The sequence below is a fragment of the Pseudomonas sp. zjy_15 genome, from assembly GCF_043101865.1.
GTDB classification, from domain to species: Bacteria; Pseudomonadota; Gammaproteobacteria; order Pseudomonadales; family Pseudomonadaceae; genus Aquipseudomonas; species Aquipseudomonas putida_Y.
The window spans coordinates 1-23,256 of record NZ_JBICII010000076.1 but is presented as its reverse complement, the minus strand read 5'-3'; the positions used below and the strand labels follow the sequence as shown (position 1 = coordinate 23,256).

Here is a 23,256-nt window from a genome sequence, read left to right as displayed (position 1 = left end):
CGCTTTGGAGCGCTCCGAGTCGCGCTCTGTTTCTTCACTTGCAGCTTAAAGCTTGCGCTTGGCGCTTAAATGTTTGCCCCAAGCGCCCCCAGTGGGCGAAAATGGCCGCCTTTTTCGTGACACCACCTATTCAAGCCCCCTAGGAGATCAGCGATGCCCAGCCGTCGTGAACGTGCCAACGCCATTCGTGCCCTCAGCATGGATGCCGTGCAAAAGGCCAACAGCGGCCACCCAGGTGCCCCCATGGGCATGGCGGATATCGCCGAAGTGCTTTGGCGCGACTACCTGAAGCACAACCCGAGCAACCCGAGTTTCGCCGACCGTGACCGCTTCGTACTGTCCAACGGCCACGGTTCGATGCTGATCTACTCGCTGCTGCACCTGACCGGCTACGACGTCACCATCGATGACATCAAAGGTTTCCGCCAACTGCACAGCCGCACCCCGGGCCATCCGGAATACGGCTACACCCCAGGCGTCGAGACCACCACCGGTCCGCTCGGCCAAGGTATCGCCAACGCCGTGGGCTTCGCCCTGGCCGAAAAAGTGCTGGCTGCCCAGTTCAACCGTGACGGCCACAATATCGTCGACCACAACACCTATGTGTTCCTCGGCGACGGCTGCATGATGGAAGGCATCTCCCATGAAGTCGCCTCGCTGGCCGGCACCCTGGGCCTGAACAAGCTGATCGCCTTCTACGATGACAATGGCATCTCCATCGACGGCGAAGTGCACGGCTGGTTCACCGACAACACCCCGGCGCGCTTCGAAGCCTACAACTGGCAGGTGATCCGCAACGTCGACGGCCATGACGCCGAAGAAATCAAGATGGCCATCGAGACCGCCCGCAAGAGCGATCGCCCGACCCTGATCTGCTGCAAGACCATCATTGGTTTTGGCTCGCCGAACAAGCAGGGCAAGGAAGATTGCCACGGTGCACCGCTGGGCAACGACGAAATCGCCTTGGCCCGTAAAGAACTGAACTGGAACCACGGCCCGTTCGAAATCCCTGCCGACATTTATGCCGAGTGGGATGCCAAGGCCGCTGGCGCCAAGGCCGAAGCCGAGTGGAACCAGCGCTTCGAGGCCTACGCCAAGGCCTACCCGGAGCTGGCTGCCGAGTTCAAGCGCCGTGACAGCGGCGAGCTGCCGGCCGACTTCAGCGAAAAGGCCCAGGCCTACATCAACGAAGTGGCTGCCAAAGGCGAAACCATCGCCAGCCGCAAGGCCAGCCAGAACGCCCTGAACGCCTTTGGCCCGCTGCTGCCGGAGTTCCTCGGTGGTTCGGCGGACCTGGCCGGCTCCAACCTGACCCTGTGGAAAGGTTGCAAGGGCGTCGAAGCCAATGACGCCAGCGGCAACTACGTGTTCTACGGCGTGCGCGAGTTCGGCATGACCGCCATCATGAACGGCGTTGCCCTGCACGGTGGCCTGGTGCCTTACGGCGCGACCTTCCTGATGTTCATGGAATACGCCCGCAACGCCGTGCGCATGTCGGCCCTGATGAAGCAGCGCGTGATCCACGTGTACACCCATGACTCCATCGGTCTGGGCGAAGACGGCCCGACGCACCAGCCGATCGAGCAGCTGACCAGCCTGCGCAGCACGCCAAACCTGGATACTTGGCGCCCAGCCGACGCGGTGGAATCCGCCGTGTCCTGGAAAAACGCCCTGGAGCGCAAGGACGGCCCATCGGCGCTGATCTTCTCGCGTCAGAACCTGCAGCACCAGGACCGCGATGCCCAGCAGATCGCCGACATCAGCCGCGGTGGCTATGTGCTCAAGGACTGCGCCGGCGAGCCCGAACTGATCCTGATCGCCACCGGTTCCGAAGTGGGCCTGGCTGTTCAGGCCTTCGACAAGCTGACCGAGCAAGGCCGCAAGGTGCGCGTGGTTTCCATGCCGTGCACCAGCGTGTTCGATGCCCAGGACGCTGCCTACAAGCAGTCCGTGCTGCCGCTGGAAGTCGGTGCGCGCATCGCCATCGAAGCTGCCCACGCCGACTTCTGGTACAAGTACGTTGGCCTGGAAGGTCGTATCATCGGCATGACCACTTACGGTGAGTCGGCGCCGGCTTCGGCACTGTTCGAAGAGTTTGGCTTCACCCTGGAGAACATCCTCGGTACTGCCGAAGAGCTGCTGGAAGACTGATTTAAAGATCTGCGGGCGGTGTCGCCTTCTATTCGCGGGCAAGCCCGCTCCCACAGAGGTTGCATGAAACCCTGTGGGAGCGGGCTTGCCCGCAAATGCCACACCGCAAACTCCGCAGGCTGACGACAATTGAACTGTCTCGTGAGCCCCGAATGCCCCACCTGCGTCCCTACAAAGTTGCACTCAACGGTTATGGCCGTATCGGCCGCTGTGTCCTGCGCGCGCTGTTCGAGCGGGGGGCAAAGGCCGGCTTCGAGATCGTAGCGCTGAACGATCTGGCCGATCAGGCCAGCCTGGAATACCTGACACGCTTCGACTCCACCCACGGGCGTTTCCCCGGCGAGGTCAAGGTCGACGGCGACTGTCTGCACATCAATGGCGACTGCGTGAAGGTAATGCGCAGTGCCACCCCCGAAGGCATCGACTGGGCTGCGCTGGGCATCGACCTGGTGCTGGAGTGTTCCGGTGCCTATAACACCCGTGCCGATGGCCAGCGTTTCCTCGACGCCGGTGCACCAAGGGTGCTGTTCTCGCAGCCCATGGCCAGCGAGGCCGACGTTGACGCCACGGTGGTCTACGGCATCAACCAGGCCTGCCTTACCGGCAGCGAGCGCCTGGTGTCCAACGCTTCGTGCACCACCAACTGCGGCGTGCCGCTGCTGCGTGTGCTGGACCAGGCGTTCGGCATCGAATACGTGCAGATCACCACCATCCACTCGGCGATGAACGACCAGCCGGTGATCGATGCCTACCACCACGAAGACCTGCGCCGCACGCGTTCGGCCTTCCAGTCGGTGATCCCCGTGTCCACCGGCCTGGCGCGTGGTATCGAGCGCCTGCTTCCGGAACTTGCCGGGCGAATCCAGGCCAAAGCGGTACGTGTACCGACCGTCAACGTCTCGTGCCTGGACATCACCCTGCAGACCGCCCGCGACACCAGTGCGGCCGAAGTCAACCGAGTGCTGCGCGAGGCCGCGCTGGAAGGCCCGCTCAAAGGCTTGCTGGCCTACACCGAGCTGCCGCACGCCAGCTGTGATTTCAACCATGACCCGCATTCGGCGATCGTCGATGCCAGCCAGACGCGTGTTTCCGGCCCCCGCCTGGTAAACCTGCTGGCCTGGTTCGACAACGAATGGGGTTTTGCCAACCGTATGCTCGACGTTGCCGAACACTTTCTGCACGTCGTTCACCCAACCCGCAACAAACAGCCCTGAAGGACTGCATTCATGACCGTGTTGAAGATGACCGACCTCGACCTGCAAGGTAAGCGCGTACTGATCCGCGAAGACCTCAACGTGCCTGTGAAGGACGGTGTGGTAGCCAGCGACGCACGTATCCTGGCAGCGCTGCCGACCATCAAGCTGGCCCTGGAGAAGGGTGCAGCGGTAATGGTCTGCTCGCACCTGGGCCGCCCGACCGAAGGCGAATTCTCTGCCGAGAACAGCCTCAAGCCGGTCGCCGATTACCTGAGCAAGGCCTTGGGCCGTGACGTGCCGCTGGTTGCCGACTATCTGGACGGTGTCACGGTACAGGCCGGTGAACTGGTGCTGTTCGAGAATGTGCGCTTCAACAAGGGCGAGAAGAAAAACGCCGACGAGCTGGCGCAGAAGTACGCTGCCCTGTGCGACGTATTCGTCATGGACGCTTTCGGCACTGCACACCGCGCCGAAGGCTCGACCCATGGCGTCGCCAAGTTCGCCAAGGTTGCCGCTGCCGGCCCGCTGCTGGCAGCCGAGCTGGATGCCTTGGGCAAGGCCCTCAAGGCTCCGGCCAAGCCGATGGCGGCCATCGTTGCCGGCTCCAAGGTTTCCACCAAGCTGGACGTGCTGAACAGCCTGAGCAGTGTTTGCGACCAGTTGATCGTTGGTGGCGGTATTGCCAACACCTTCCTGGCCGCTGCTGGCCACCCGGTGGGCAAGTCGCTGTACGAGCCTGACCTGGTCGACACCGCCAAGGCCATTGCCGCCAAGGTCAGCGTGCCGCTGCCAGTCGACGTGGTGGTTGCCAAAGAGTTCGCCGAGAGCGCTGAAGCTACGGTCAAAACCATTGCCGACGTAGCTGCCGACGACATGATCCTGGACATCGGCCCGCAAACCGCAGCCAACTTCGCCGAGTTGCTGAAGTCGTCGAAAACCATTCTGTGGAACGGCCCGGTTGGTGTGTTCGAATTCGATCAGTTCGGCAACGGCACCAAGGTACTGGCCAAGGCGATCGCCGAGAGCGCTGCGTTCTCCATTGCCGGTGGCGGTGACACCCTGGCAGCCATCGACAAATATGGCGTCAGCAAGGAAATCTCCTACATTTCTACCGGTGGTGGCGCCTTCCTCGAGTTCGTCGAGGGCAAGGTCCTGCCAGCTGTGGCAATCCTGGAAGAGCGGGCCAAGGCCTGATGACGTCGGCGCTTGGCAAAGGGAGTGGCCTGGTGGTCAAGCAATTGTCTGTGATGATGCTGGCCGGTCTGCTGAGCGCTTGCGCGGGCAGCCCGGCCTCGGATGCCGACCCGGCGCGATCGCACAAGGGCGGTTGCTACCAGTCCGAATGGCAGGCCGAGACCGTGCCGGTCATCGGCAAGCGCGTGGGCCCGGAAGGCCTGGAAAAGTACGACGAAGACCACCAGCGCAAGGCGCCGGGTTGCCCTTGATCGGGTAATAGGCAACCTGAACGTTGATTTGTGGTCTTGAAGAAGGGGCCGCTGTGCGGCCCTTCGCGGGCTCGCCCGCTCCCACAGAGACCGAACTGTACCTGTGGGAGCGGGCGAGCCCGCGAAGGGCTGCACAGCAGCCCCAAATCGAGGAAACTGAATGAAAGCGCTTTTGGCCGTGACGGCCCTGGCGACACTGGCAGGATGCTCACTGCTGCAGCCGGCGCAACCCGCCCCGGCAGACAACTGGACCCGTTGGGTCTGCGACACCCAGGCTGAGGTGCTTTGGCGCTTTGCCGATGTGCAACGCGAACAGGTTGACGTGCGCCTTGGCGGCGGCGACCAGGTCTACCGGCTCAAGGCTGAACCGGGTGCCTCAGGCGCGCTGTACAGCGATGGCATGCTGGCCTTCCACACCAAGGGCGAAGAAGGCCTGGTGTACTGGGTGGCAACCAACGATCTGATTGGGCGGGGCTGCAAGGCACCGTGACTGGCCGGGCCGCAAGGGTGGCCCACACTACTTGAACAGCAACCGCCCCTGCGGCAGGCTTGCACGAAACAAACGACGCTTGTCGGGAGAGAGATACACAATGGCACTCATTAGCATGCGCCAGATGCTGGACCACGCCGCCGAGTTCGGCTATGGCGTTCCAGCTTTCAACGTCAACAACCTCGAGCAGATGCGCGCCATCATGGAAGCGGCCGACAAGACCGACTCCCCCGTGATCGTCCAGGCTTCGGCCGGTGCCCGCAAATACGCTGGTGCGCCATTCCTGCGCCACCTGATCCTGGCTGCCATCGAAGAGTTCCCGCACATCCCGGTGTGCATGCACCAGGACCACGGTACCAGCCCTGACGTCTGCCAGCGCTCGATCCAGCTGGGCTTCAGCTCGGTCATGATGGACGGTTCGCTGGGTGAAGACGGCAAGACCCCGACCGACTACGAGTACAACGTCCGCGTTACCCAGCAGACCGTTGCCATGGCTCACGCTTGCGGCGTTTCGGTTGAAGGCGAGCTGGGCTGCCTGGGTTCGCTGGAAACCGGCATGGCCGGTGAAGAAGACGGGATCGGCGCCGAAGGCGTGCTGGATCACAGCCAGATGCTGACCGACCCGGAAGAAGCCGCCGACTTCGTCAAGAAGACCCAGGTCGACGCCCTGGCGATCGCCATCGGTACCAGCCACGGTGCCTACAAGTTCACCAAGCCACCAACCGGTGACGTGCTGGCCATCGATCGCATCAAGGAAATCCACAAGCGCATTCCCAACACCCACCTGGTGATGCACGGTTCGTCCTCGGTACCGCAAGAGTGGCTGGCGATCATCAACCAGTACGGCGGCGACATCAAAGAAACCTACGGTGTACCGGTCGAAGAAATCGTTGAAGGCATCAAGCACGGCGTGCGCAAGGTCAACATCGATACCGACCTGCGTCTGGCGTCCACCGGTGCCATGCGTCGCCTGATGGCGCAGAACCCGAGCGAGTTCGACCCGCGCAAGTTCTTCGGTGAAACCATCAAGGCCATGCGTGACGTGTGCATCGCCCGTTACGAAGCCTTCGGCACCGCTGGCAATGCCTCGAAGATCAAGCCGATCTCCCTGGAAGGTATGTTCCAGCGCTACCTGAAAGGTGAGCTGGCCGCCAAGGTCAACTGATCGACTGGTAACCCTGAAAAACCCGCAGCGATGCGGGTTTTTTTATGGGCGATGGATACGTGGACATAAATCAGGCAGACCGACCGTTAGTCGGCTACCGTACAGTTTGGCCATTGATAGCGTTCTGATTGCATTGCGTGTTGCTGCCTCAGGTCTAGAGTACTAATGGATCCAACCGTATTTTGAAGTCGGTCACATAACAGAGAAGCAGCATGGATGGCGCTCACCCTAAACAGCAGCCACTGGATGGCAGCTCAGTTCTTCTGGTGGTAGACGACTACCCCGAGAACCTAATCAGCATGCGGGCCTTGCTGGCCCGGCAGGATTGGCAAGTATTGACGGCAAGCTCTGGGATAGAAGCCTTGAGCGCATTGCTGGAGTACGAAGTCGACCTGGTGTTGATGGATGTACAGATGCCGGAAATGGACGGCTTTGAAGTCGCACGGCTGATGCGCGGCAATCAGCGTACCCGACTGACCCCGATCATTTTCCTCACCGCCAACGAACAGTCCGAAGCGGCCGTGCTCAAAGGCTACGCCAGCGGCGCCGTGGACTACATGTTCAAACCGTTCGACCCGCAAATCCTCAAGCCCAAGGTTCAGGCTCTTCTCGAACAGCAGCGCAACCGGCGCATGCTGCAGCAGCTGAGTCGCGAGCTGGAGGCGGCCAGGGCATTCAATGCGTCCATCCTGGAAAATTCCGCTGAAGGCATTCTGGTGGTTGATGCCAATGGCATTATCAGTTTTGCCAATCCGGCCATTTCCCGTTTGCTGGGGGCGCCGGTGCAACAACTGCAGGGCACCCAATTGCTTGACGTTGTGCATCTGGCCAGTGCCAGCCTATGGCGCGAGTCGGACTTCTACAAGGCCTATCAGGGGCGGCAGATCTTCCGCGTACACGATGCCCAACTGCGTACCCAAGGGGGTGAATCTGTACCGGTGGCGCTGTCCTGTGCGCCGTTGCCGGCCGACCAGCAGGCGATGGTGGTGACCGTGCTGGACATGTCGGTGGTGCGTAACTTGCACCAGCAGCTGGAATACCAGGCCATTACTGACCCGCTCACCGGTCTGCTCAACCGCCGGGGTTTCTACCAGGCTGCTGAAGGTGCTCTGTTACGCAACGAGCGCTCGGCCAAGGCGCAGGCGCTGATGTACATGGACCTGGATGGCTTCAAGCGCATCAACGACTCGCTCGGCCACGACGCGGGCGACCGGGTGTTACGCTGGGTCGCCGAGCAACTCAAGGACTGCCTGGGCAGTGAGGCCTTGCTGGCGCGTATGGGCGGCGATGAGTTCACCGCACTGTTCGACAGCTTGCCCTACCCGGAGCAGGCCGGGCGTTATGCCGAACGGTTGCTCGAGCGTGTTTCCATCAGCCATGAGGTAGATGGGCTCGATGTCTGCCTTGGGGTCAGCATCGGCATTGCCACCTACCCGGACTGCGGCGCCAATGTCGAAGGCCTGCTGCGTTCGGCCGATACAGCGATGTACGCAGCCAAGCAAGCTGGGCGTCAGCAATACCGCTTCTACGACCAGGAGCTCAATGGGCGGGCACGCTCGCGGTTGATGCTCGAAGACAGCGTGCGCGCGGCCATCGAGCAGCAGGACTTTACCTTGGTGTACCAGCCACAGGTAGCTTTCCACGATGGTCGCCTGCGTGGTTTCGAGGCCTTGCTGCGCTGGCAGCACCCCAGCGTTGGCGATGTACCGCCGGGGCTGTTCATCCCGTTGCTGGAAGAAGCGCGGCTGATCAACCGCCTGGCCAGCTGGATCTACCGCCAAGGGGCCGCGCAGCGGCAGGCCTGGTACGACCGGTTTCCGCCGGACCTCGTGCTTGGCATCAGCCTGAGCCGCGCGCAGTTCGTCATGCCTGGCCTGGTCGAAGAACTGCAACGGGTCATCCAGCTCTACCAGCTTGTCCCGACGCAGTTGGAAGTGGAAGTGGCGGAAACCTCGCTGATGTACAACATCGATGCGGCCGTCAAACAGATACACCGCTTGCGTGAGCTGGGCGTGAGGGTGGCCCTGGATGACTTCGGAGCGGGTGACTGTTCGTTGCGCATGCTGCGCGACCTGCCTATCGATACCCTCAAGCTCGATCGTCATCTGGTTGCACGCCTGCCCGATTCGGCGGTAGATGCTGCGTTGGCTCGCAGCGTGATCGGCCTGTGCGCCGACTACCGTATAACGGTGATCGCCGAGGGCGTGGAGACCCCGGCGCAGGCAGCCTGGCTCAAGGCCAATGGTTGCGAATACGTTCAGGGTTTCCTGGTGGCTTATCCGATGACTGCTGCTGACGCCAGCGGCTTCCCGGCAATTTTCTCCTGGCCAGGGCCGTGATTGGCTAGAATCGGTATTCGTTACGCCGAATACAGCGCCATGACCGTACTACGTTACTTGCAAGCCTACCCCCCGCACCTGCAGCAGCAGGTGCGGCAGATGATCGACAGCGACCGCCTGGGTGAATACCTGCAGCGCCGTTACCCTGACCGCCATGACGTGCAAAACGACAAGGCGCTGTATGGCTATGCCCAGGATCTGCGCCAACAGTACCTGCGAAGTGCGCCAAACCTGGACAAGGTGCTGTTCGACAGTCGCCTCGACCTGACGCATCGGGCCCTGGGCTTGAACACGGCGGTATCGCGGGTGCAGGGCGGCAAGCTCAAGGCGAAGAAGGAAATCCGTATTGCCTCACTGTTCAAGGAAGCCGCGCCACAGTTCTTGCGCATGATCGTTGTGCACGAGTTGGCGCACCTGCGCGAGCGAGATCACAACAAGGCGTTCTACCAGCTCTGCCAGCACATGGAGCCGGACTATCACCAACTGGAATTCGACCTGCGCGTCTACCTGACCTACCGGGAGCTGCCGGGCAACCTCTAAGGAACAAGCAGCATGGAAGTAAGCAAGACCAAGAGCAGCTTCTACCGCCGGCTGTACGTGGCCTGGCTGATCGACAGCCAGACGGCGACCAGCGTGCCCGCCCTGATGGAGGCCACTGGCATGCCCCGCCGGACAGCCCAGGACACTATCGCCGCGCTGGCCGACCTGGACATCGTCTGCGAGTTCGAACAGCAGGAAGGCGCACGCAACCACGCCGGGCATTACCGTATTCATGACTGGGGGGCGATCGACAAGCAGTGGATCATCCGTCACCTGCGGCAGATCCGCGAAGTACTGGGCTACCCCTGATCTGAAAAGCCTGCGCGGTGTCAGCTTCGCGGGCAAACCCGCTCCCACGCGGTTGACTCAACCCTTGCGCATCCCGATAGACACGATGCCGTCCACCAGAGACTCCCCGCTCACCACCGCAAACCCATGGCGGGCATAAAAATCCTGCAAATGCGCCTGAGCCGACAGATAAACCGGCACCCCAGGCCAACAATGGTCCGCTGCCTCCAACCCCTTGAGCAGCAAGCTTTCTTCAAGCTTCAAAGTTCGCGCCTGCGGTGATGTCACCAATCGCCCCATCACCACATCCCCACCTTGTGACTGCGGATCCAGCAGGCGCAGGTAGGCTACCAGCTTGTCTTTGTGCCAGGCCATGAGATGCAAGGTATCGCCAGTCAGGTCCTGACCATCGACTTCCTGGTAGGCATGGCGCTGCTCCACCACGAATACTTCAGTGCGTAACTGCAGAATGGCGTAGAGCTGCTCTTTGCCGAGGTCAGTGTGGTGCTTGCACAGCCAGGCGATTGACATTGGCGCGAACTCCTTGGATGGGTCTCGATCATCGCATGCTGCATGTGCTTCGGCCAAAATAGAGGCTAAATGACACTATTGGCCGCTGCCCTCGGCAACAGCTTTGTGTAATCTCACTGCCAGTGTTGCCCTCCATTGCGAAAGGACGTGAGCATGCGGCCACTGCTTTGTGTTCTGGGATTACTGGCAACGATGCTGGCAACACCCGCCCTGAGTCGCGACAAGCTACGCCTGGTGGCTGACAACTGGCCACCGTTCACCGATGCCAGGATGCCGGGCGGCGGCCTTGCGACCAGCATCGTTACCACGGCACTGGCCCGTGCCGGCTACGCCAGCGGTTATGAAGAGGTGCCGTGGGCGCGGGCGTTACTGGGGGTAGGTGAAGGGCGCTATGACGTGCTGATCAATGCCTGGTACAACGACTCGCGCACCAATATAGGGCAATTCTCCAGCGCCTACCTGAGCAATCGTATTCGCCTGCTGCAACGTAAGGGCGAGGCGTTTAGCTACAAGCGTCTGTCTGACCTTTATGCCTACAGCATTGCGGTAGTGCGTGATTACGCCTATTCACCGGAATTCGACGGGGATCCCGGTTTGCACAAAGTGCCGGTGCGCAACTTTTCTTCTGCGGTACGCATGTTGGCGGCTGGGCGGGTGAGCCTGGCGGTGGAAGACGAGTACGTGGCCCGCTACAACCTGCAGCGTGAGCCGCAGGAAGTGCGTGATGGGGTGGTGCTGGTGGACCCGCCGCTGGGGGAGAACACCCTGCATATACTGGTCAGCCTGAAGCACCCGGAGCATAAGCGGATCGTCGAGCGCTTCGAGCAGGCGATAGCGGCGATGAAGGCGGATGGCAGCTATGCCCGGCTGCTGCGTCAGTATGGTTTTTGAGCGCTGCGGCCAGCACAGGCGATAAAACTTCAGGCCGGGGCACCTTCCTTGATCAGGTGTGCCGCCAGGGTCCGCAATGGCCCCAACTGCCGGCATATCAACGCCAACTGCGTCTGCACCAACCGCTGATGCTCATCCAGATCTTCCGGCATCTGCTCCAGGGCATTGGCCAGCGCCTCTTCGGTATCACTGTGAATCGCCACCGGCAGCCGTGCGGCCAGGCCGTTGGCAATCTCGTCCAGGCTGCTGGCCAGGCTTTGCCCGGCGCCTTCGATCAATTGCTCCTGCACCTCCGCCGGCAGAGCCGTGTCGCGGTGCGCGCCTAACCCCGAGAGGTAGCTGAGCAAGGTGTGCGACAGCACCAGGAAGCGAAAGCCAACGTCGGCCTCCTTACGGAAATGCCCCGGCTCCATCAGCATGTTGGCCAAGGTGGTGGACAGCGCCGCATCAGCGTTGTGGGCATTGCGCCGGGCCAGGCGGTAGGCCAGGTCGTCGCGCTTGCCGTGGGCATACTGCTGCATGATCTGGCGCAGGTACACGCTGGCGCAGGCCAGGGTATTGGCCAGCGCCTTGTTCAGCCGTCGGCCCTGCCAGTCAGGCAGGAACAGGAACACCGCGAGGATGGCAATCAGGCTGCCCACCAAGGTATCGAACAGGCGTGGCAGGAACAGGCCGTAGCCATCGCCGATCTGGTTGAAGCAGAACAGCACCATCAGGGTGATCGCGGCAGTGGCCAGGGTGTAGCGGGTGGTGCGGTTGACGAAGAACACCACCCCGGCAACCACGGCGAACAACGACTGGATGACCGGGTTGGGGAAGAGGTCGAACAAGGCCCAGCCCACTGTCAGGCCAACGGCAGTGCCGAAGATCCGCTGCACCAGCTTGCGCCGGGTGGCGCCGTAGTTGGGCTGGCACACGAACAGCGTGGTGAGGATGATCCAGTAGCCCTGGGTCGGGTGAATCAGGTGCACCATGCCATAGCCGATCGACAGTGCCAGCGGCAGGCGCAAGGCATGGCGGAACAACAGCGAGGTCGGTGTGAGCTGAGTGCGCAGGCGCGTCCACACGTCCTTCAGCGAGCGTGGCGAGCGGTCGAGCAGGCTGCTGTCGCTGGCATCGGCCAGGCTGTCCGGGTTGCTGGCGGCACTGAGCAGGCGGTCCAGCGTTGCCAGGTTGGCAGCCAGCGCCCGCAGCGAGCGCAGCAGGCCGCGCCAGGCCGGGTTGCTCTGGATGCGCAGGTGCTCCAGCGAGGCGTTGAGGTCCTCGAGGGCTTCTGGATAACCGCTGGCCAGCACGAACGGTTGGCGCAGGCGGATCGAGCGGGCCAGTTCCTGGCAAGATGAACCCTGCTTACGCAGCAGGCGCTGGCAGCGGAACATGACGTCGCTGTGGAAAAACGCCTCGGTCAGTGCGTTGTAGGGGTAGTGCGAGGCACTGACACGCTCGTGGATGTCCTGGGCCAGGAAGTACAGCTTGAGGTAGCGGCTCACCTTCGAGTTTGGCTGGCTGTTGCCCACCCGGTGCAGGATGATCTCCTTGGCGGCGTTCAGCGCCGCCACCACCTTGCCGTTCTGCTGGGCCAGTTCCAGGCGCCGGGCCTCGACGTCGAGCGTGCGGATCGGTTCGAACAGGCTGGCCTTGAGCTTGAGGTAGCTGCCCAGCTCGAAGAACAGTTTGGCCAGGCTCTGTTGTACCGGCTGGTTGGAAAACAGCGCCTGCCATAGTACCGACAACAGCCCGTACCAGGCCGCACCTGCCACCAGCAGCAGCGGTTCGTGCCAGAAGTCGGTGACCTGGCCGCCGCGCTGGTCCACGCCGATCATGGTGTAGACCGCAGTGATCAAGGTGGCCGAAGCGATGGCGCCGTAGCGCTCGCCCAGTGCCCCGAGCATGGTCAGGCCAAAGGCGGCCAGGGCCAGGGCAATGACGAAGATCCAGGGGTAGGGGAACAGCAATTCGACCGCCAGTGCAGCGATGGCGAAACACACCAGGGTAACGGCCAGGGCGCTGAGGCGGCCCTGCCAGCTGTCGTCGGTTTCGGCCAGGGCGCTGGCGATGATGCCGAGGAACAGGGGAATCAGCAGGGCCATCTCGTTCTGGTACCAGCACAGGGCCAGGCTGCCGGTGAGGGCAATGGTGACCCGGATGCTGTAGCTGAACTTGTCTTGGCCCCACAGGCGACGCAGTGACTGACGGAACGAGCTCGATGACATGATGGCCTGCCAGGCGGTGATCAGAAGAATACCTTTCAGGGCCGGTTATTGGGGCGCGAAGCGGCCCCAATAACGGCTCCAGGCACGGGCCAGCAAGAAGCGTTCCGTGCTGCTGAAAGGATTCTACCCTACACGAACTGCGCTGCGGCGTTCGCCGATGCCCAGGCCCACTGGAAGTTGAAACCGCCCAGGTGGCCGGTGACATCCAGCACTTCACCGATGAAGTACAAACCGGGGCTTTTCAGCGATTCCATGGTCTTGGACGACACCTCGCGGGTATCCACGCCGCCCAGGGTCACTTCGGCGGTGCGGTAGCCTTCGGTGCCGGCCGGCACAACTTGCCAGTTCGCCAGCGTTTCGGCGATTTGCGCCAGTTCTGCCGGAGTGTACTGCTTCATCGGTTTCGACTCGAACCACTGCTCGGCCAGCAGGTTGGCCAGCTTGCGGGTGAACACTTCGCCCAGCACGGTCTTCAGTTCTGCGTTGGCGCGTTCGGCCTGCATCTGTTGCAGCCAGGAAAGCGCATCGCGGTCGGGCAACAGGTTGATCTCGACTGTGTCACCGGCTTCCCAGAACGACGAGATCTGCAGGATCGCCGGGCCGCTCAGGCCGCGGTGCGTGAACAGCAGGTTTTCGCGGAAGCTGGTGCCATTGCAACTGGCGGTGCAGTCCAGCGAGGTGCCGGATAATTGGGTGCACATCGCCTTGAGTTGGGGCTCGGTGATGGTGAATGGCACGAGCCCGGCGCGGGTTGGCAGCAAGGTGTGGCCGAACTGGCGGGCCACCTGGTAGCCGAAACCGGTGGCGCCCAGGGTAGGGATCGAAAGGCCGCCGGTGGCGATGACCAGCGACTGGCAGGCGAACTGGCCGCCGCTGGTCTGCAACAGGTAGCCGCTTTCGGTCTTTTCGATCTGTTCGATACGGGTGTGCATGCGGATCTCGGCACCGGCCTCGTCGCACTCGGCCAGCAGCATGTCGAGGATGTCGCTGGCCTTGTTGTCGCAGAACAGTTGCCCGAGCTTCTTCTCGTGGTAGGCCACGCCATGCTTGCAGACCAGCTCGATGAAATCCCATTGGGTGTAGCGAGCCAGCGCCGACTTGCAGAAGTGCGCATTGTGCGAGAGGAAGTTGGCCGGCTCAGTGTACAGGTTGGTGAAGTTGCAGCGCCCGCCGCCGGACATGAGGATCTTCTTGCCTGGCTTGTTGGCGTGGTCGAGCAGCAGCACCCGGCGGCCACGACGGGCGCTGAGCTGGGCGCACATCAGGCCGGCGGCGCCGGCGCCAAGGATGATCACGTCGGTGGAGTGCACGGTATGAACCTTCAGATTTGAAATGCTGAGCCCTGTGGGAGCGGGTTCACCCGCGAATGCGATGGTGCATTCACTGCCGCATTCGCGGGTAAACCCGCTCCTACAAGGGATTTGCCTGGCTTTAGATAATGCGGACTTTCAGGGCGCGGCCCTTGATCTTGCCGCTGTTCAGCCGCTGCATGGCCTGCTTGGCCAACGCCCGCTCCACGGCCACAAACGCCTGGAAGTCGAAGATGGCGATCTTGCCCACCTGCTTGCCCGGAATGCCGGCATCACCGGTCAAGGCCCCCAGGATGTCGCCAGGGCGCAGCTTGTCCTTGCGGCCAGCGGCAATGCACAGTGTGGTCATCACCGGTAGCAGGGGCTCGCCGCCCTTGTTTTTCAGGCTGTCCAGCTGGTCCCAGCGCAGCGGGCTCTTTTGCAGCGCTTCGATGGCCTGGGCGCGGTGGCCTTCGGCTGGTGCCACCAGGCTGACCGCGACGCCTTTCTCGCCGGCGCGGCCGGTACGGCCCACGCGGTGCACGTGGATTTCCGCATCACGCGCCAGCTCCACGTTGATGACCATGTCCAGGCCATCGATGTCCAGGCCGCGGGCGGCCACGTCGGTAGCCACCAGCACCGAGCTGCTGCGGTTGGCGAACATGGTCAGCACCTGGTCACGGTCGCGCTGCTCCAGGTCGCCGTGCAGGGCCTGGGCGACGATGCCCTTGGCGGTCAGGTGGGCAACCACGTCCTCGCATTGCTGCTTGGTGAAACAGAACGCTACGCACGACTGCGGGCGGTAGTGGCCGAGCACTCGGGTGACGGCTTCCAGGCGTTGCTGCGGGTCAATCTCGATGAAACGCTGCTCGATCTGGTTGTCGGTGTGCAGGCTCTCGACCTTGACCTGCTGCGGGTTGCGCATGAAGTCGGCGGCCAGTTGCTTGATGCCGGCCGGGTAGGTGGCAGAGAACAGCAGGGTCTGGCGGCGCGACGGGGTCTTGCCGATGATGCTGGCGATGGCGTCGAAGAAGCCCATGTCGAGCATGCGGTCGGCTTCGTCCAGTACCAGGGTGTTCAACCCGTCCAGTACAAGGGTGCCTTTGTCCAGGTGCTGCTGGATGCGCCCTGGGGTGCCGACGATGATGTGCGCGCCGTGCTCCAGCGAAGCGATCTGTGGGCCCAGCGAAACGCCGCCGCACAGGGTCAGGATCTTGATGTTGTCCTCGGCACGGGCCAGGCGGCGCAGCTCCTTGGCCACCTGGTCGGCGAGCTCGCGGGTAGGGCAGAGCACCAACGCCTGGCAGCCGAAGTAGCGCGGGTTGATCGGGTTGAGCAGGCCGATGCCGAAGGCGGCGGTCTTGCCGCTACCGGTCTTGGCCTGGGCGATCAGGTCCTGGCCTTTGAGGATGACAGGCAGGCTCTGGGCCTGGATAGGCGTCATCGACGCATAGCCGAGGGCGTCCAGGTTGGCCAGCATGGCAGTGGACAGCGGCAAGGTGGCAAAGGCGGTGGATTCGGTGGTCACGAGGCGGGCCTGCGTTGCGAAGCGAAAAATGCCGCACAGTCTACCAGCCTCGTGGCCATTCGCCCTACGACTCCATGTGTTGTTCCGGACGACGGGCACGCCTTCCGTCCGTCGGCGCCAGTTGCAGGAAGATCGCCGCCGCCAGCATGGCCATTACACCGATGGTGACGAAGGTCAGCTGGAACGCGCCCAGGGTGGTTTCCACGCCCTCGGCGCTGCCTGCCGCAGTAAAGCCGCCCAACAGTGCGCCGGCGCAAGCCACGCCCAGGCTCAGCGACAGTTGCGCGACCACCGACAGCAGGCTGTTACCGCTGCTGGCGCTGGCATCGTCGAGATCGATGAGCGTCACTGTGTTCATCGCAGTGAACTGCATGGAATTCACTGCGCCCAGTAGGCCGAGTTGCACCAACAGCAGCCAATAAGGGGTCTGCTCGTCCACCAGGCCCAGGCTTGCCAGCAGGATGCCCAGCAGCAAGGTATTACCGGTGAGAATGATGCGATATCCGAACCGTTCGATCAGCGGCCGGGCAATGGACTTGGCCAGCATGGCCGCCACCGCCAGCGGGATCATGCTCATGCCTGCCTGAGCGGGTGAGTAGCCCAGTGCGACCTGCAGCAGCAACGGCACCAGAAAGGGCAGAGCGCCGCTGCCCAGGCGGGCGAACAGGTTGCCGAGGATGCCGATGGCGAAGGTGCGCACGCGGAACAGGCTGGGCGAGAACAGTGGCTCCGGGTCGCGCCCGGCTCGCAGCCAGTACGCGGCCAGGCAGGCCATGCCGGCGAACAGCAGCAACATTACCCGCAAGTGCGGCAGGTGCAGCTCGCCCAGGCCTTCCATGGCAATGGTGATCAGTACCATCGCTGCGCCGAACAGCAGGAAACCAGGGCCGTCGAAGGTGGTGCGCTCGGCACCGCGCAAGTCCGGGATGAACTTCCACACGGCAATGCAGCCAAGCAGGCCGACTGGCAGGTTGAGCAGGAAGATCCAGTGCCAGCTGAGGATTTCCACCAGCCAGCCACCGACCGTTGGGCCCAGCAATGGCCCGAGCAGACCGGGGATGGTGATGAAACTCATGATCCGCACCAGCTCGCTGCGTGGGTAGGCGCGCAGCACCACCAGCCGCCCGACCGGCAGCATCAGCGCACCACCCAGGCCCTGCACTACGCGGGCGAAGATCAGGAAGCCAAGGCTGTTGGCTGCGGCGCACAGCAGCGAGCCAAAGCTGAACAGCAAGATGGCGCTGAAGAAGATGCGCTTGGTGCCGAAACGGTCGGCGATCCAGCCTGAGGCAGGGATCAGCAGGGCCACGGTGAGCATGTAGGCAATGATCACACCCTGCATGCGCAAAGGGTCTTCGGCCAACGAGCGGGCCATGGCCGGCAGCGCAGTGTTGAGGATGGTGCCGTCCAGGGACTGCATGAAGAAAGCGATGGCCACCACCCAAGGGATCCAGCGGGCAGTGACGGGGTCCAGCGGGGTGCGTTCGGGCATGACGTCCTCGTTTGTCAGTGCCGGCCCTTTCGCGGCTAAAGCCGCTACAAGGTTTACGCGTTCCTTGTAGGAGCGGCTTTAGCCGCGAAAGGGCCGGCAAGTCCAGTCACAATGTCAGGGTCAGGCCTTTGACCAGTGCCCCGGGCAAATGACTCGACCCGGTACTGCGCTGTCCATAAGTACTGGTCGACAGAATCATCTCGCGCTCCTGGGTCAGGTCCTCCAACTGGCTACCCAGCAAGCTGTACAGGCTGTCATCGAAGCGCATGGTGCTCACCGGCCCCTGGATCTGCCCGTCTTCTACCCAGAAAGTGGCGAAGCGGGTCAGCCCGGTCATGCGCGCCGCTGGCAGGTCCGAGTAGTTCAGGTACCACAGGTTGCTGATGTACAGCCCGGTGCCTAGACGCTCAAGGATCTGCGCACTGGCCAGATTGCCCGGCGCCAGGCTGAGCGCACAGGGCGATTCGTAGCCGTCGGCGCCATTGGCCTGCAGCTCGAACTCGGCCGCGCTGCGCGCACTGATCAACCGCTGCCGGGCTTCACCTTGCTGGATCAGCGGCACATCCAGGCGCGGTGCACCTTCATCGGAAAATGCCGGGCTAAGCGAGCCGCTGACCTGCTCGGTAAAACTCACCAGCGGGCTAAGCCGAGCATCGCCATTGTACAGGCGCTGCAGGGCACTGTTTCCAGTGGCCAGGGCTTGCGCGGAAAAGCCGCCCCAGCACAGCATGCCGGCGATTTCGTCCATGGCCGCGGGTGCCAGGTAGGCACGGTAGGTGCCGGGCTTGAGGGTAACTGCCGGGCGATCGAGGAAGCCCAACTGCTCTCGTGCTTGGCGCAGGCGTGCGGTGAAGTCGTCGGCACTCCAGACCTGGCCGGCATAGTTGGCCTTCACCGCCTGGCCATTATCGTGGAACAGGCTCCAGTCGACGTTGAAACTGTTGGCCTGGTGCCAGCCGAAGGCGCCGAACGAGCTGGCGAAGCCACGGCAGACCGGGCCTGCGGCATAAATGCCGACCAGGTCCAGGTCGCCTGCTTCACGCTCGAGCAGGGGCAGTACTTCGTTCAGTGCGGGCAGGGGGTGTTCCTGCAGGCTATGGCTGTGCCAGGCATTTTCGTCCAGGCGCAGGTAAGGGTCGAGGGCAAGCAGCGGCAAGGTCTGGCGCAACTGCTCGAGCGCAACGTTCAGACGCTGGCGATCCAGTTGTGCGTCGCCACTCAAGGTCACCTGTTGTTCCGCCTGGCGCCCATCGCGCACCAGTCGCAGTTGCGCACAGGCCTGGCTGACTTCGCCGGCCTGGCGCACCTTGGCATGGTTGAAACGCACGAACTGCGATTGCTCGGCACTGTAGCCGAGGGTGAACTGCTCGCCAGCCTGAAGGGCGGCGTGCACGTCCCCTACCAGGTTTTCGAAAGCGTGCTTCATCAGGCGTCTCCTCCGAATACATCGATCTGGCGGAACACGCAGGCCGGTGAGGCGTGGCCCACGCGCACCACCTGGTTGGGTTCGCCCTTGCCGCAGTTGGGCGTGCCCAGCACCTGGAAGGTACTGCGGTCGCCGACCGCCGACAGGTTGCGCCAGAACTGCGCGGAGATACCACGGTAGTTGGGGTTCTTGACGATGCCCTTGAGCTGGCCGTTCTCGATCAACTGGCCCCATTCGCAGCCGAACTGGAACTTGTTGCGCGCATCGTCGATGGACCAGGAACGATTGGTACGCATCAGGATGCCATGCTCGATGCCTCCGATCAGCTGCTCGAAAGACTGGTCGCCCGGCTCGATGTTGAGGTTGGCCATGCGGTCGATCGGTGCCCGGTTCCAGCCGCAGGCGCGGCTGTTGGCCACGCCGTCCAGGCCAGAACGGAACTGAGACAGCGCGCCACCCAGCGGGCGCAGCAGCAGGCCGTCGCGTATCAGGAACGCTTTGCTGGCCGGGGTGCCGTCGTCGTCATGACTGTAGCTGGCCAGCTCTTCGCCAATGGTCGGGTCGAAGGTCACGTTCAGCAAGCTGGAGCCGTACTGCAGATGGCCGAAGTCGCTGGCTTTGACAAAACTGGTGCCGGCGTAGTTGCGCTCGTCGCCGAGAATGCGGTCCATCTCCAGCGGGTGGCCGATGGATTCGTGAATCTGCAGCATCATCTGGTCCGGCATCAATAGCAGGTCGCGTGGGCCGCTGGGGGTGTTCGGTGCCAGCAGCAGTTGCAGCGCTTCATCGGCCACCCTGCTGGCCGCGCCGATCAGCCCACAGCGCTCGATGATCTCGAAACCACCCTGCTGGCCGAAGTTGTCGCGGCCCAGGGTGCGGCTCTGGCTGTCCTGGCCATCGCTGGCCGTTACGCCAAGGCCCGGGAACAGGAAGCGCTGGGCATGGCGCAGCTCGGCGCCGGCCGAGTTGAGGTAGGTTTGCTCGACCAGGCTCAGCCCCAGGCTGGCCTGCCAGTCCACCAGGCGGCTGTCACTGGGCACGCTGGCCGATTCGGCGGCGAGCAGGCCAAGGCATTCGGCGAGGCTGGGCAAGGGTTGGTCGAAGTTGGGCGAAACATGGTCGTGGCGTGCGCTGGTCACCGGTTGTTCGCGCAGGTCCAGCAGGCTGTGCCGGCCGATCTGCTGCGCCAGCGCCTCGGCTTGCTCAAGGGCGCGCTGCAGGCCAGCCTGGGACAGGTCGGCGGTGGCAGCATAGGCCTCCACGCCATTGACCCGCACGGTGAGCATGGCGCCCTCATCCTGGCTGAAGAAGGGTGGTTCGGCGACGTTGCGGCGAACCGAAAGCGCCTGGTGTGACTGTTTTACATGGCGCAGGGAAAACAACTCGGCCGTACTGCGCAGCGCGGCAAAGCGCTGGCGCAGCAGGGCGCTGGAATCGAACATGCGGATGCCTCCGTGTACACGGTGGCTCCCCCTAGAACCACCCGTCTTGCATGCCGAGGCAGGTATCGTCGTGTGCCTCGAGCAATGCCAGGTCATTATGGCAGCCCGGTACTTCCCAGGTCAGGAAATAACGTGCGGCTTGCAGCTTGCCAAGGTAGAAGTCGCGATCAGCAGCGGTTCCCTTGAGCAGGCCAAGCTCGGCGTGAACCGCCTGCTCCAGCCAGCGCCAGCCGATCACGCAGTGGCCGAAGGCCTTGAGGTACAAGGCAGAGTTGGCCAGGGCTCCAGCGACTTTGCCTTGGGCCAGGTCGCCGAGCAGGGCCAGGGTGACGCCTTGCAGGCGGTTGACCAACTGCTCCAGCGGCTGGCGCAGCAGGTCCAGGTTGGGGTGATGGCTGGCGCGCTCGCCGGTGGCGGCGATCAGGCGGATCAGTTGCTTGAGGCCGGCACCATTGTGCTGTGCCAGCTTGCGGCCGAGCAAATCGAGCGACTGGATACCCTCGGTACCTTCGTGGATCGGGTTCAGGCGGTTGTCGCGGTAGTACTGCTCAACCGGGTATTCGCGGGTGTAGCCATGGCCGCCAAGAATCTGGATCGCCAGTTCGTTGGCCTTGAGGCAGAACGCCGAGGGCCAGGATTTGACGATCGGGGTCAGTAGGTCGAGCAGGTCTTGCGCCAGTTTGCGGGCGTTTTCGTCCGCGGCCGTATGGGTGTCGTCGAACAGGCGCGCGGCGTACAGGCCAAGGTCAAAGGCGCCTTCGACGTAAGCTTTCTGGGCCAGCAGCATACGTTTTACATCCGTGTGCTCGATGATCGGTACCGCCGGGCTGTGTGGGTCCTTGTTGTCCGGCAGCCGGCCCTGCGGCCGCTGGCGAGCGTATTCCAGGGAGTAGAGGTAGCCGGCGTAACCCAGCATCACCGCGCCCATGCCTACGCCTATCCGCGCCTCGTTCATCATCTGGAACATGCAGGCCAGGCCTTGGTGTGGCTGGCCGACCAGATAGCCGACGCACTGGCCATTGTCGCCGAAGTTCAGCGCGGTCGAGGTGGTGCCGCGCCAGCCCATCTTGTGGAACAGTCCGGCCAGCAGCACATCGTTGCGCGGGCCGCGGCTGCCGTCCGGGTTGACGTGGTACTTGGGCACGATGAACAGCGAGATGCCCTTAACGCCGGGCGGGGCGTCCGGAAGCTTGGCCAGCACCATGTGCACGATGTTTTCCGACAGTTCGTGGTCGCCGCCGGAAATGAAGATCTTGTTGCCTTTGAGCCGGTAGCTGCCGTCGCCGGCTGGTTCGGCGCGGGTGCGGATGTCGGCCAGCGAAGAGCCGGCGTGGGGTTCGGTCAGCGCCATGGTGCCGAAATAGCGGCCTTCGATCATCGGTTGCAGGAACAGACGTTTCTGTTCATCGGAGCCGAAGCTCTCGATCAGGTTGGCCGCGCCCATGGTCAGGAATGGGTAGGCCGTGGTGCCCGCGTTGGCGGCCTGGAAGTGGGCGAAGCAGGCTTGCGAGATCAGGCTGGGCAGTTGCATGCCACCCACTTCGAAATCACGGTTGGCATTGAGGAAGCCGGCTTCGAGGAAGGCATCGACGGCGGGCTTCACCTCGGGAATCAGCTCGGCGCGGCCGTCCACATAGCGTGGTTCGTTTTCGTCGGCCTTGCGGTTGTGCGGGGCGAAATACTTTTCGGCGATGGTACGCGCGGTGGTCAGCGCCGCATCGAAGGTTTCACGGCTGTGCTCGGCGAAGCGCGGGCGCTGAGTGAGGGCTTCGGCGTCGAGGACTTCGTAGAGCGCGAAGGCGAGGTTGCGGGGGCTGAGCAAGGTCTCGGGCATGGTGGCGGTCCTGAGGCGGGATGCTGCGAGTGTAGGAGTGTGTTAGGACAGGGGACAGGTTAATAGGTTTGCGTGATATGGGTTGAGAACGCCGGGAAACCTGCCGTTTTTTGGTGAAACCAACGCCAGATCAGGTCGTGTAATGCCTGTCCGGGACAATACAGAGACGTTTCCCACGAGCCAGATCGTAATTGGACTGCTGCGGATCGTATGTCAGTTGGCCTTGAATGTGCGTTTTGGTGTTCACAAGGAAACGTTTCAGATGAGTGATGCCCACAACGCTGACTTGGCTGAAGCCAACGGCAATCAGGTTCCCTTCTTCGTAGTCTCACCCATGAAATTTGGCGTAATGACTTTCTTTACCTTGGGCTTCTACTGGGTTTATTGCTTCTATCAAAGTTGGAGTCTGCATAGAGAGAAAACGGGAGAGCGCGTAAGTCCGTTCTGGCGAAGTGCTTTTGCAGTGTTCTTCATCTATCCATTATTGAGAAGGGCAAATAACCATATTCGCGACTCAGGTAAAACCTATCCGTGGTCCATCCTGGGGCTCACTCTGGGCTATTACGTTTTTTGCGTTATCTGGGTGGTTGCTAGAGTCGTGTTGGAAGGCCAGTTGTGGCCAGCCTATTTTGCGGGCTTAGTCATTCAGGCCGCTTGGCTGATCATTCTGGTGTCCATGCAGAAGGGCATCAATTTCTGTGCGGGTGACAAAGAAGGGAAGGCCAACAGCCGGTTCACGCTGGCCAATTGGCTTTGGATGCTGCTGGGTATTGCGCTCATGGCAGCGCAGCTGTTTGCTTTGATTGTGCTTTCACGAATGGTTTGAGCAATTTTGGCCGGAGCTCTGTATGAGTGGAGCTCCGGACAGTCCCCGATCCGCCCCGCGCTTCCACTTTCCGTGAAGACCATTCGATGCTGGGGTAGAAGCCTGCTGCAAAGTTTTTTGATATGTCTGGGGACTGGCCCTTTCGCGGGTAAACCCGCTCCTACAGCGGC

General features: G+C 62.5%; 19 protein-coding genes. 11 read left to right on the top strand and 8 right to left on the bottom strand.

What is annotated here, in order from left to right:
- Window positions 1-153: 153 nt before the first annotated feature.
- The 9 genes from tkt to ACF8EF_RS14340 all read left to right on the top strand — a co-directional run bounded on the left by tkt (window position 154) and on the right by ACF8EF_RS14340 (window position 9,635).
- Complete coding sequence (tkt, locus tag ACF8EF_RS14380) at window positions 154-2,151, top strand: transketolase (RefSeq protein WP_176683086.1); 1,998 nt, start codon at window positions 154-156, stop codon at window positions 2,149-2,151.
- A gap of 152 nt (window positions 2,152-2,303) precedes the next feature.
- On the top strand, window positions 2,304-3,365 hold the full coding sequence (gene epd / locus ACF8EF_RS14375) for an erythrose-4-phosphate dehydrogenase (protein WP_012274524.1): 1,062 nt from the start codon (window positions 2,304-2,306) through the stop codon (window positions 3,363-3,365).
- A gap of 12 nt (window positions 3,366-3,377) precedes the next feature.
- The gene (locus ACF8EF_RS14370) at window positions 3,378-4,541 is read left to right on the top strand and encodes a phosphoglycerate kinase (RefSeq protein ID WP_392461422.1); all 1,164 of its coding nucleotides are present in this window, start codon (window positions 3,378-3,380) and stop codon (window positions 4,539-4,541) included.
- Window positions 4,541-4,792, top strand: a complete 252-nt coding sequence (locus tag ACF8EF_RS14365; RefSeq protein WP_392461420.1) for a hypothetical protein — start codon at window positions 4,541-4,543, stop codon at window positions 4,790-4,792. The genes ACF8EF_RS14370 and ACF8EF_RS14365 overlap by 1 nt, the downstream gene beginning before the upstream one ends.
- A 160-nt stretch (window positions 4,793-4,952) precedes the next feature.
- A complete protein-coding gene (locus ACF8EF_RS14360) occupies window positions 4,953-5,282 on the top strand; it encodes an MliC family protein (RefSeq protein ID WP_176683089.1) in 330 nt (109 codons plus the stop codon).
- Between the two features lie 100 nt (window positions 5,283-5,382).
- On the top strand, window positions 5,383-6,447 hold the full coding sequence (gene fba, locus ACF8EF_RS14355; RefSeq protein WP_176683090.1) for a class II fructose-bisphosphate aldolase: 1,065 nt from the start codon (window positions 5,383-5,385) through the stop codon (window positions 6,445-6,447).
- Window positions 6,448-6,659: 212 nt separating this feature from the next.
- Window positions 6,660-8,786 carry a putative bifunctional diguanylate cyclase/phosphodiesterase gene (locus ACF8EF_RS14350; protein ID WP_392461418.1) on the top strand — a complete coding sequence of 709 codons (2,127 nt, stop codon included), beginning with the start codon at window positions 6,660-6,662 and terminating at the stop codon, window positions 8,784-8,786.
- A 39-nt stretch (window positions 8,787-8,825) separates the two neighbouring features.
- Entirely contained in the window at window positions 8,826-9,326 is a 501-nt protein-coding gene (locus ACF8EF_RS14345; RefSeq protein ID WP_176683255.1) for a M48 family metallopeptidase, read from the top strand.
- A 12-nt stretch (window positions 9,327-9,338) separates the two neighbouring features.
- Window positions 9,339-9,635, top strand: coding sequence for a helix-turn-helix domain-containing protein (locus ACF8EF_RS14340; protein WP_003249396.1), 297 nt, complete (start codon window positions 9,339-9,341; stop codon window positions 9,633-9,635).
- A gap of 57 nt (window positions 9,636-9,692) precedes the next feature.
- Here ACF8EF_RS14340 and ACF8EF_RS14335 read toward each other — a convergent pair whose 3' ends face one another.
- The gene (locus ACF8EF_RS14335) at window positions 9,693-10,145 is read right to left on the bottom strand and encodes a GNAT family N-acetyltransferase (RefSeq protein WP_176683092.1); all 453 of its coding nucleotides are present in this window, start codon (window positions 10,143-10,145) and stop codon (window positions 9,693-9,695) included.
- Between the two features lie 153 nt (window positions 10,146-10,298).
- Here ACF8EF_RS14335 and ACF8EF_RS14330 point away from each other — a divergent pair, with 153 nt between their 5' ends.
- Complete coding sequence (locus ACF8EF_RS14330; RefSeq protein ID WP_176683093.1) at window positions 10,299-11,036, top strand: ABC transporter substrate-binding protein; 738 nt, start codon at window positions 10,299-10,301, stop codon at window positions 11,034-11,036.
- 29 nt (window positions 11,037-11,065) lie between these two features.
- Here the strand turns inward: ACF8EF_RS14330 and yccS are convergent, their stop codons facing one another.
- The 7 genes from yccS to ACF8EF_RS14295 all read right to left on the bottom strand — a co-directional run bounded on the left by yccS (window position 11,066) and on the right by ACF8EF_RS14295 (window position 22,260).
- Complete coding sequence (gene yccS / locus ACF8EF_RS14325) at window positions 11,066-13,249, bottom strand: YccS family putative transporter (protein WP_176683094.1); 2,184 nt, start codon at window positions 13,247-13,249, stop codon at window positions 11,066-11,068.
- A 128-nt stretch (window positions 13,250-13,377) separates the two neighbouring features.
- Window positions 13,378-14,559 carry an NAD(P)/FAD-dependent oxidoreductase gene (locus ACF8EF_RS14320; RefSeq protein ID WP_392461416.1) on the bottom strand — a complete coding sequence of 394 codons (1,182 nt, stop codon included), beginning with the start codon at window positions 14,557-14,559 and terminating at the stop codon, window positions 13,378-13,380.
- Window positions 14,560-14,680: 121 nt separating this feature from the next.
- Window positions 14,681-16,018: an ATP-dependent RNA helicase DbpA gene (gene dbpA / locus ACF8EF_RS14315; protein ID WP_245355303.1), complete on the bottom strand. Its 1,338-nt coding sequence runs from the start codon at window positions 16,016-16,018 to the stop codon at window positions 14,681-14,683.
- A gap of 112 nt (window positions 16,019-16,130) precedes the next feature.
- Window positions 16,131-17,558, bottom strand: coding sequence for a multidrug transporter subunit MdtD (gene mdtD / locus ACF8EF_RS14310; RefSeq protein WP_176683097.1), 1,428 nt, complete (start codon window positions 17,556-17,558; stop codon window positions 16,131-16,133).
- Window positions 17,559-17,664: 106 nt separating this feature from the next.
- Entirely contained in the window at window positions 17,665-18,984 is a 1,320-nt protein-coding gene (locus ACF8EF_RS14305) for a TldD/PmbA family protein (RefSeq protein WP_176683098.1), read from the bottom strand.
- Window positions 18,984-20,426, bottom strand: coding sequence for a TldD/PmbA family protein (locus tag ACF8EF_RS14300; protein WP_392461414.1), 1,443 nt, complete (start codon window positions 20,424-20,426; stop codon window positions 18,984-18,986). The genes ACF8EF_RS14305 and ACF8EF_RS14300 overlap by 1 nt, the downstream gene beginning before the upstream one ends.
- A gap of 31 nt (window positions 20,427-20,457) precedes the next feature.
- Window positions 20,458-22,260: an acyl-CoA dehydrogenase gene (locus ACF8EF_RS14295; protein ID WP_392461412.1), complete on the bottom strand. Its 1,803-nt coding sequence runs from the start codon at window positions 22,258-22,260 to the stop codon at window positions 20,458-20,460.
- 142 nt (window positions 22,261-22,402) lie between these two features.
- On the opposite strand from ACF8EF_RS14295, the gene ACF8EF_RS14290 reads away from it, so the two are divergent.
- Entirely contained in the window at window positions 22,403-23,086 is a 684-nt protein-coding gene (locus tag ACF8EF_RS14290) for a hypothetical protein (protein WP_392529131.1), read from the top strand.
- Window positions 23,087-23,256: the final 170 nt, after the last annotated feature.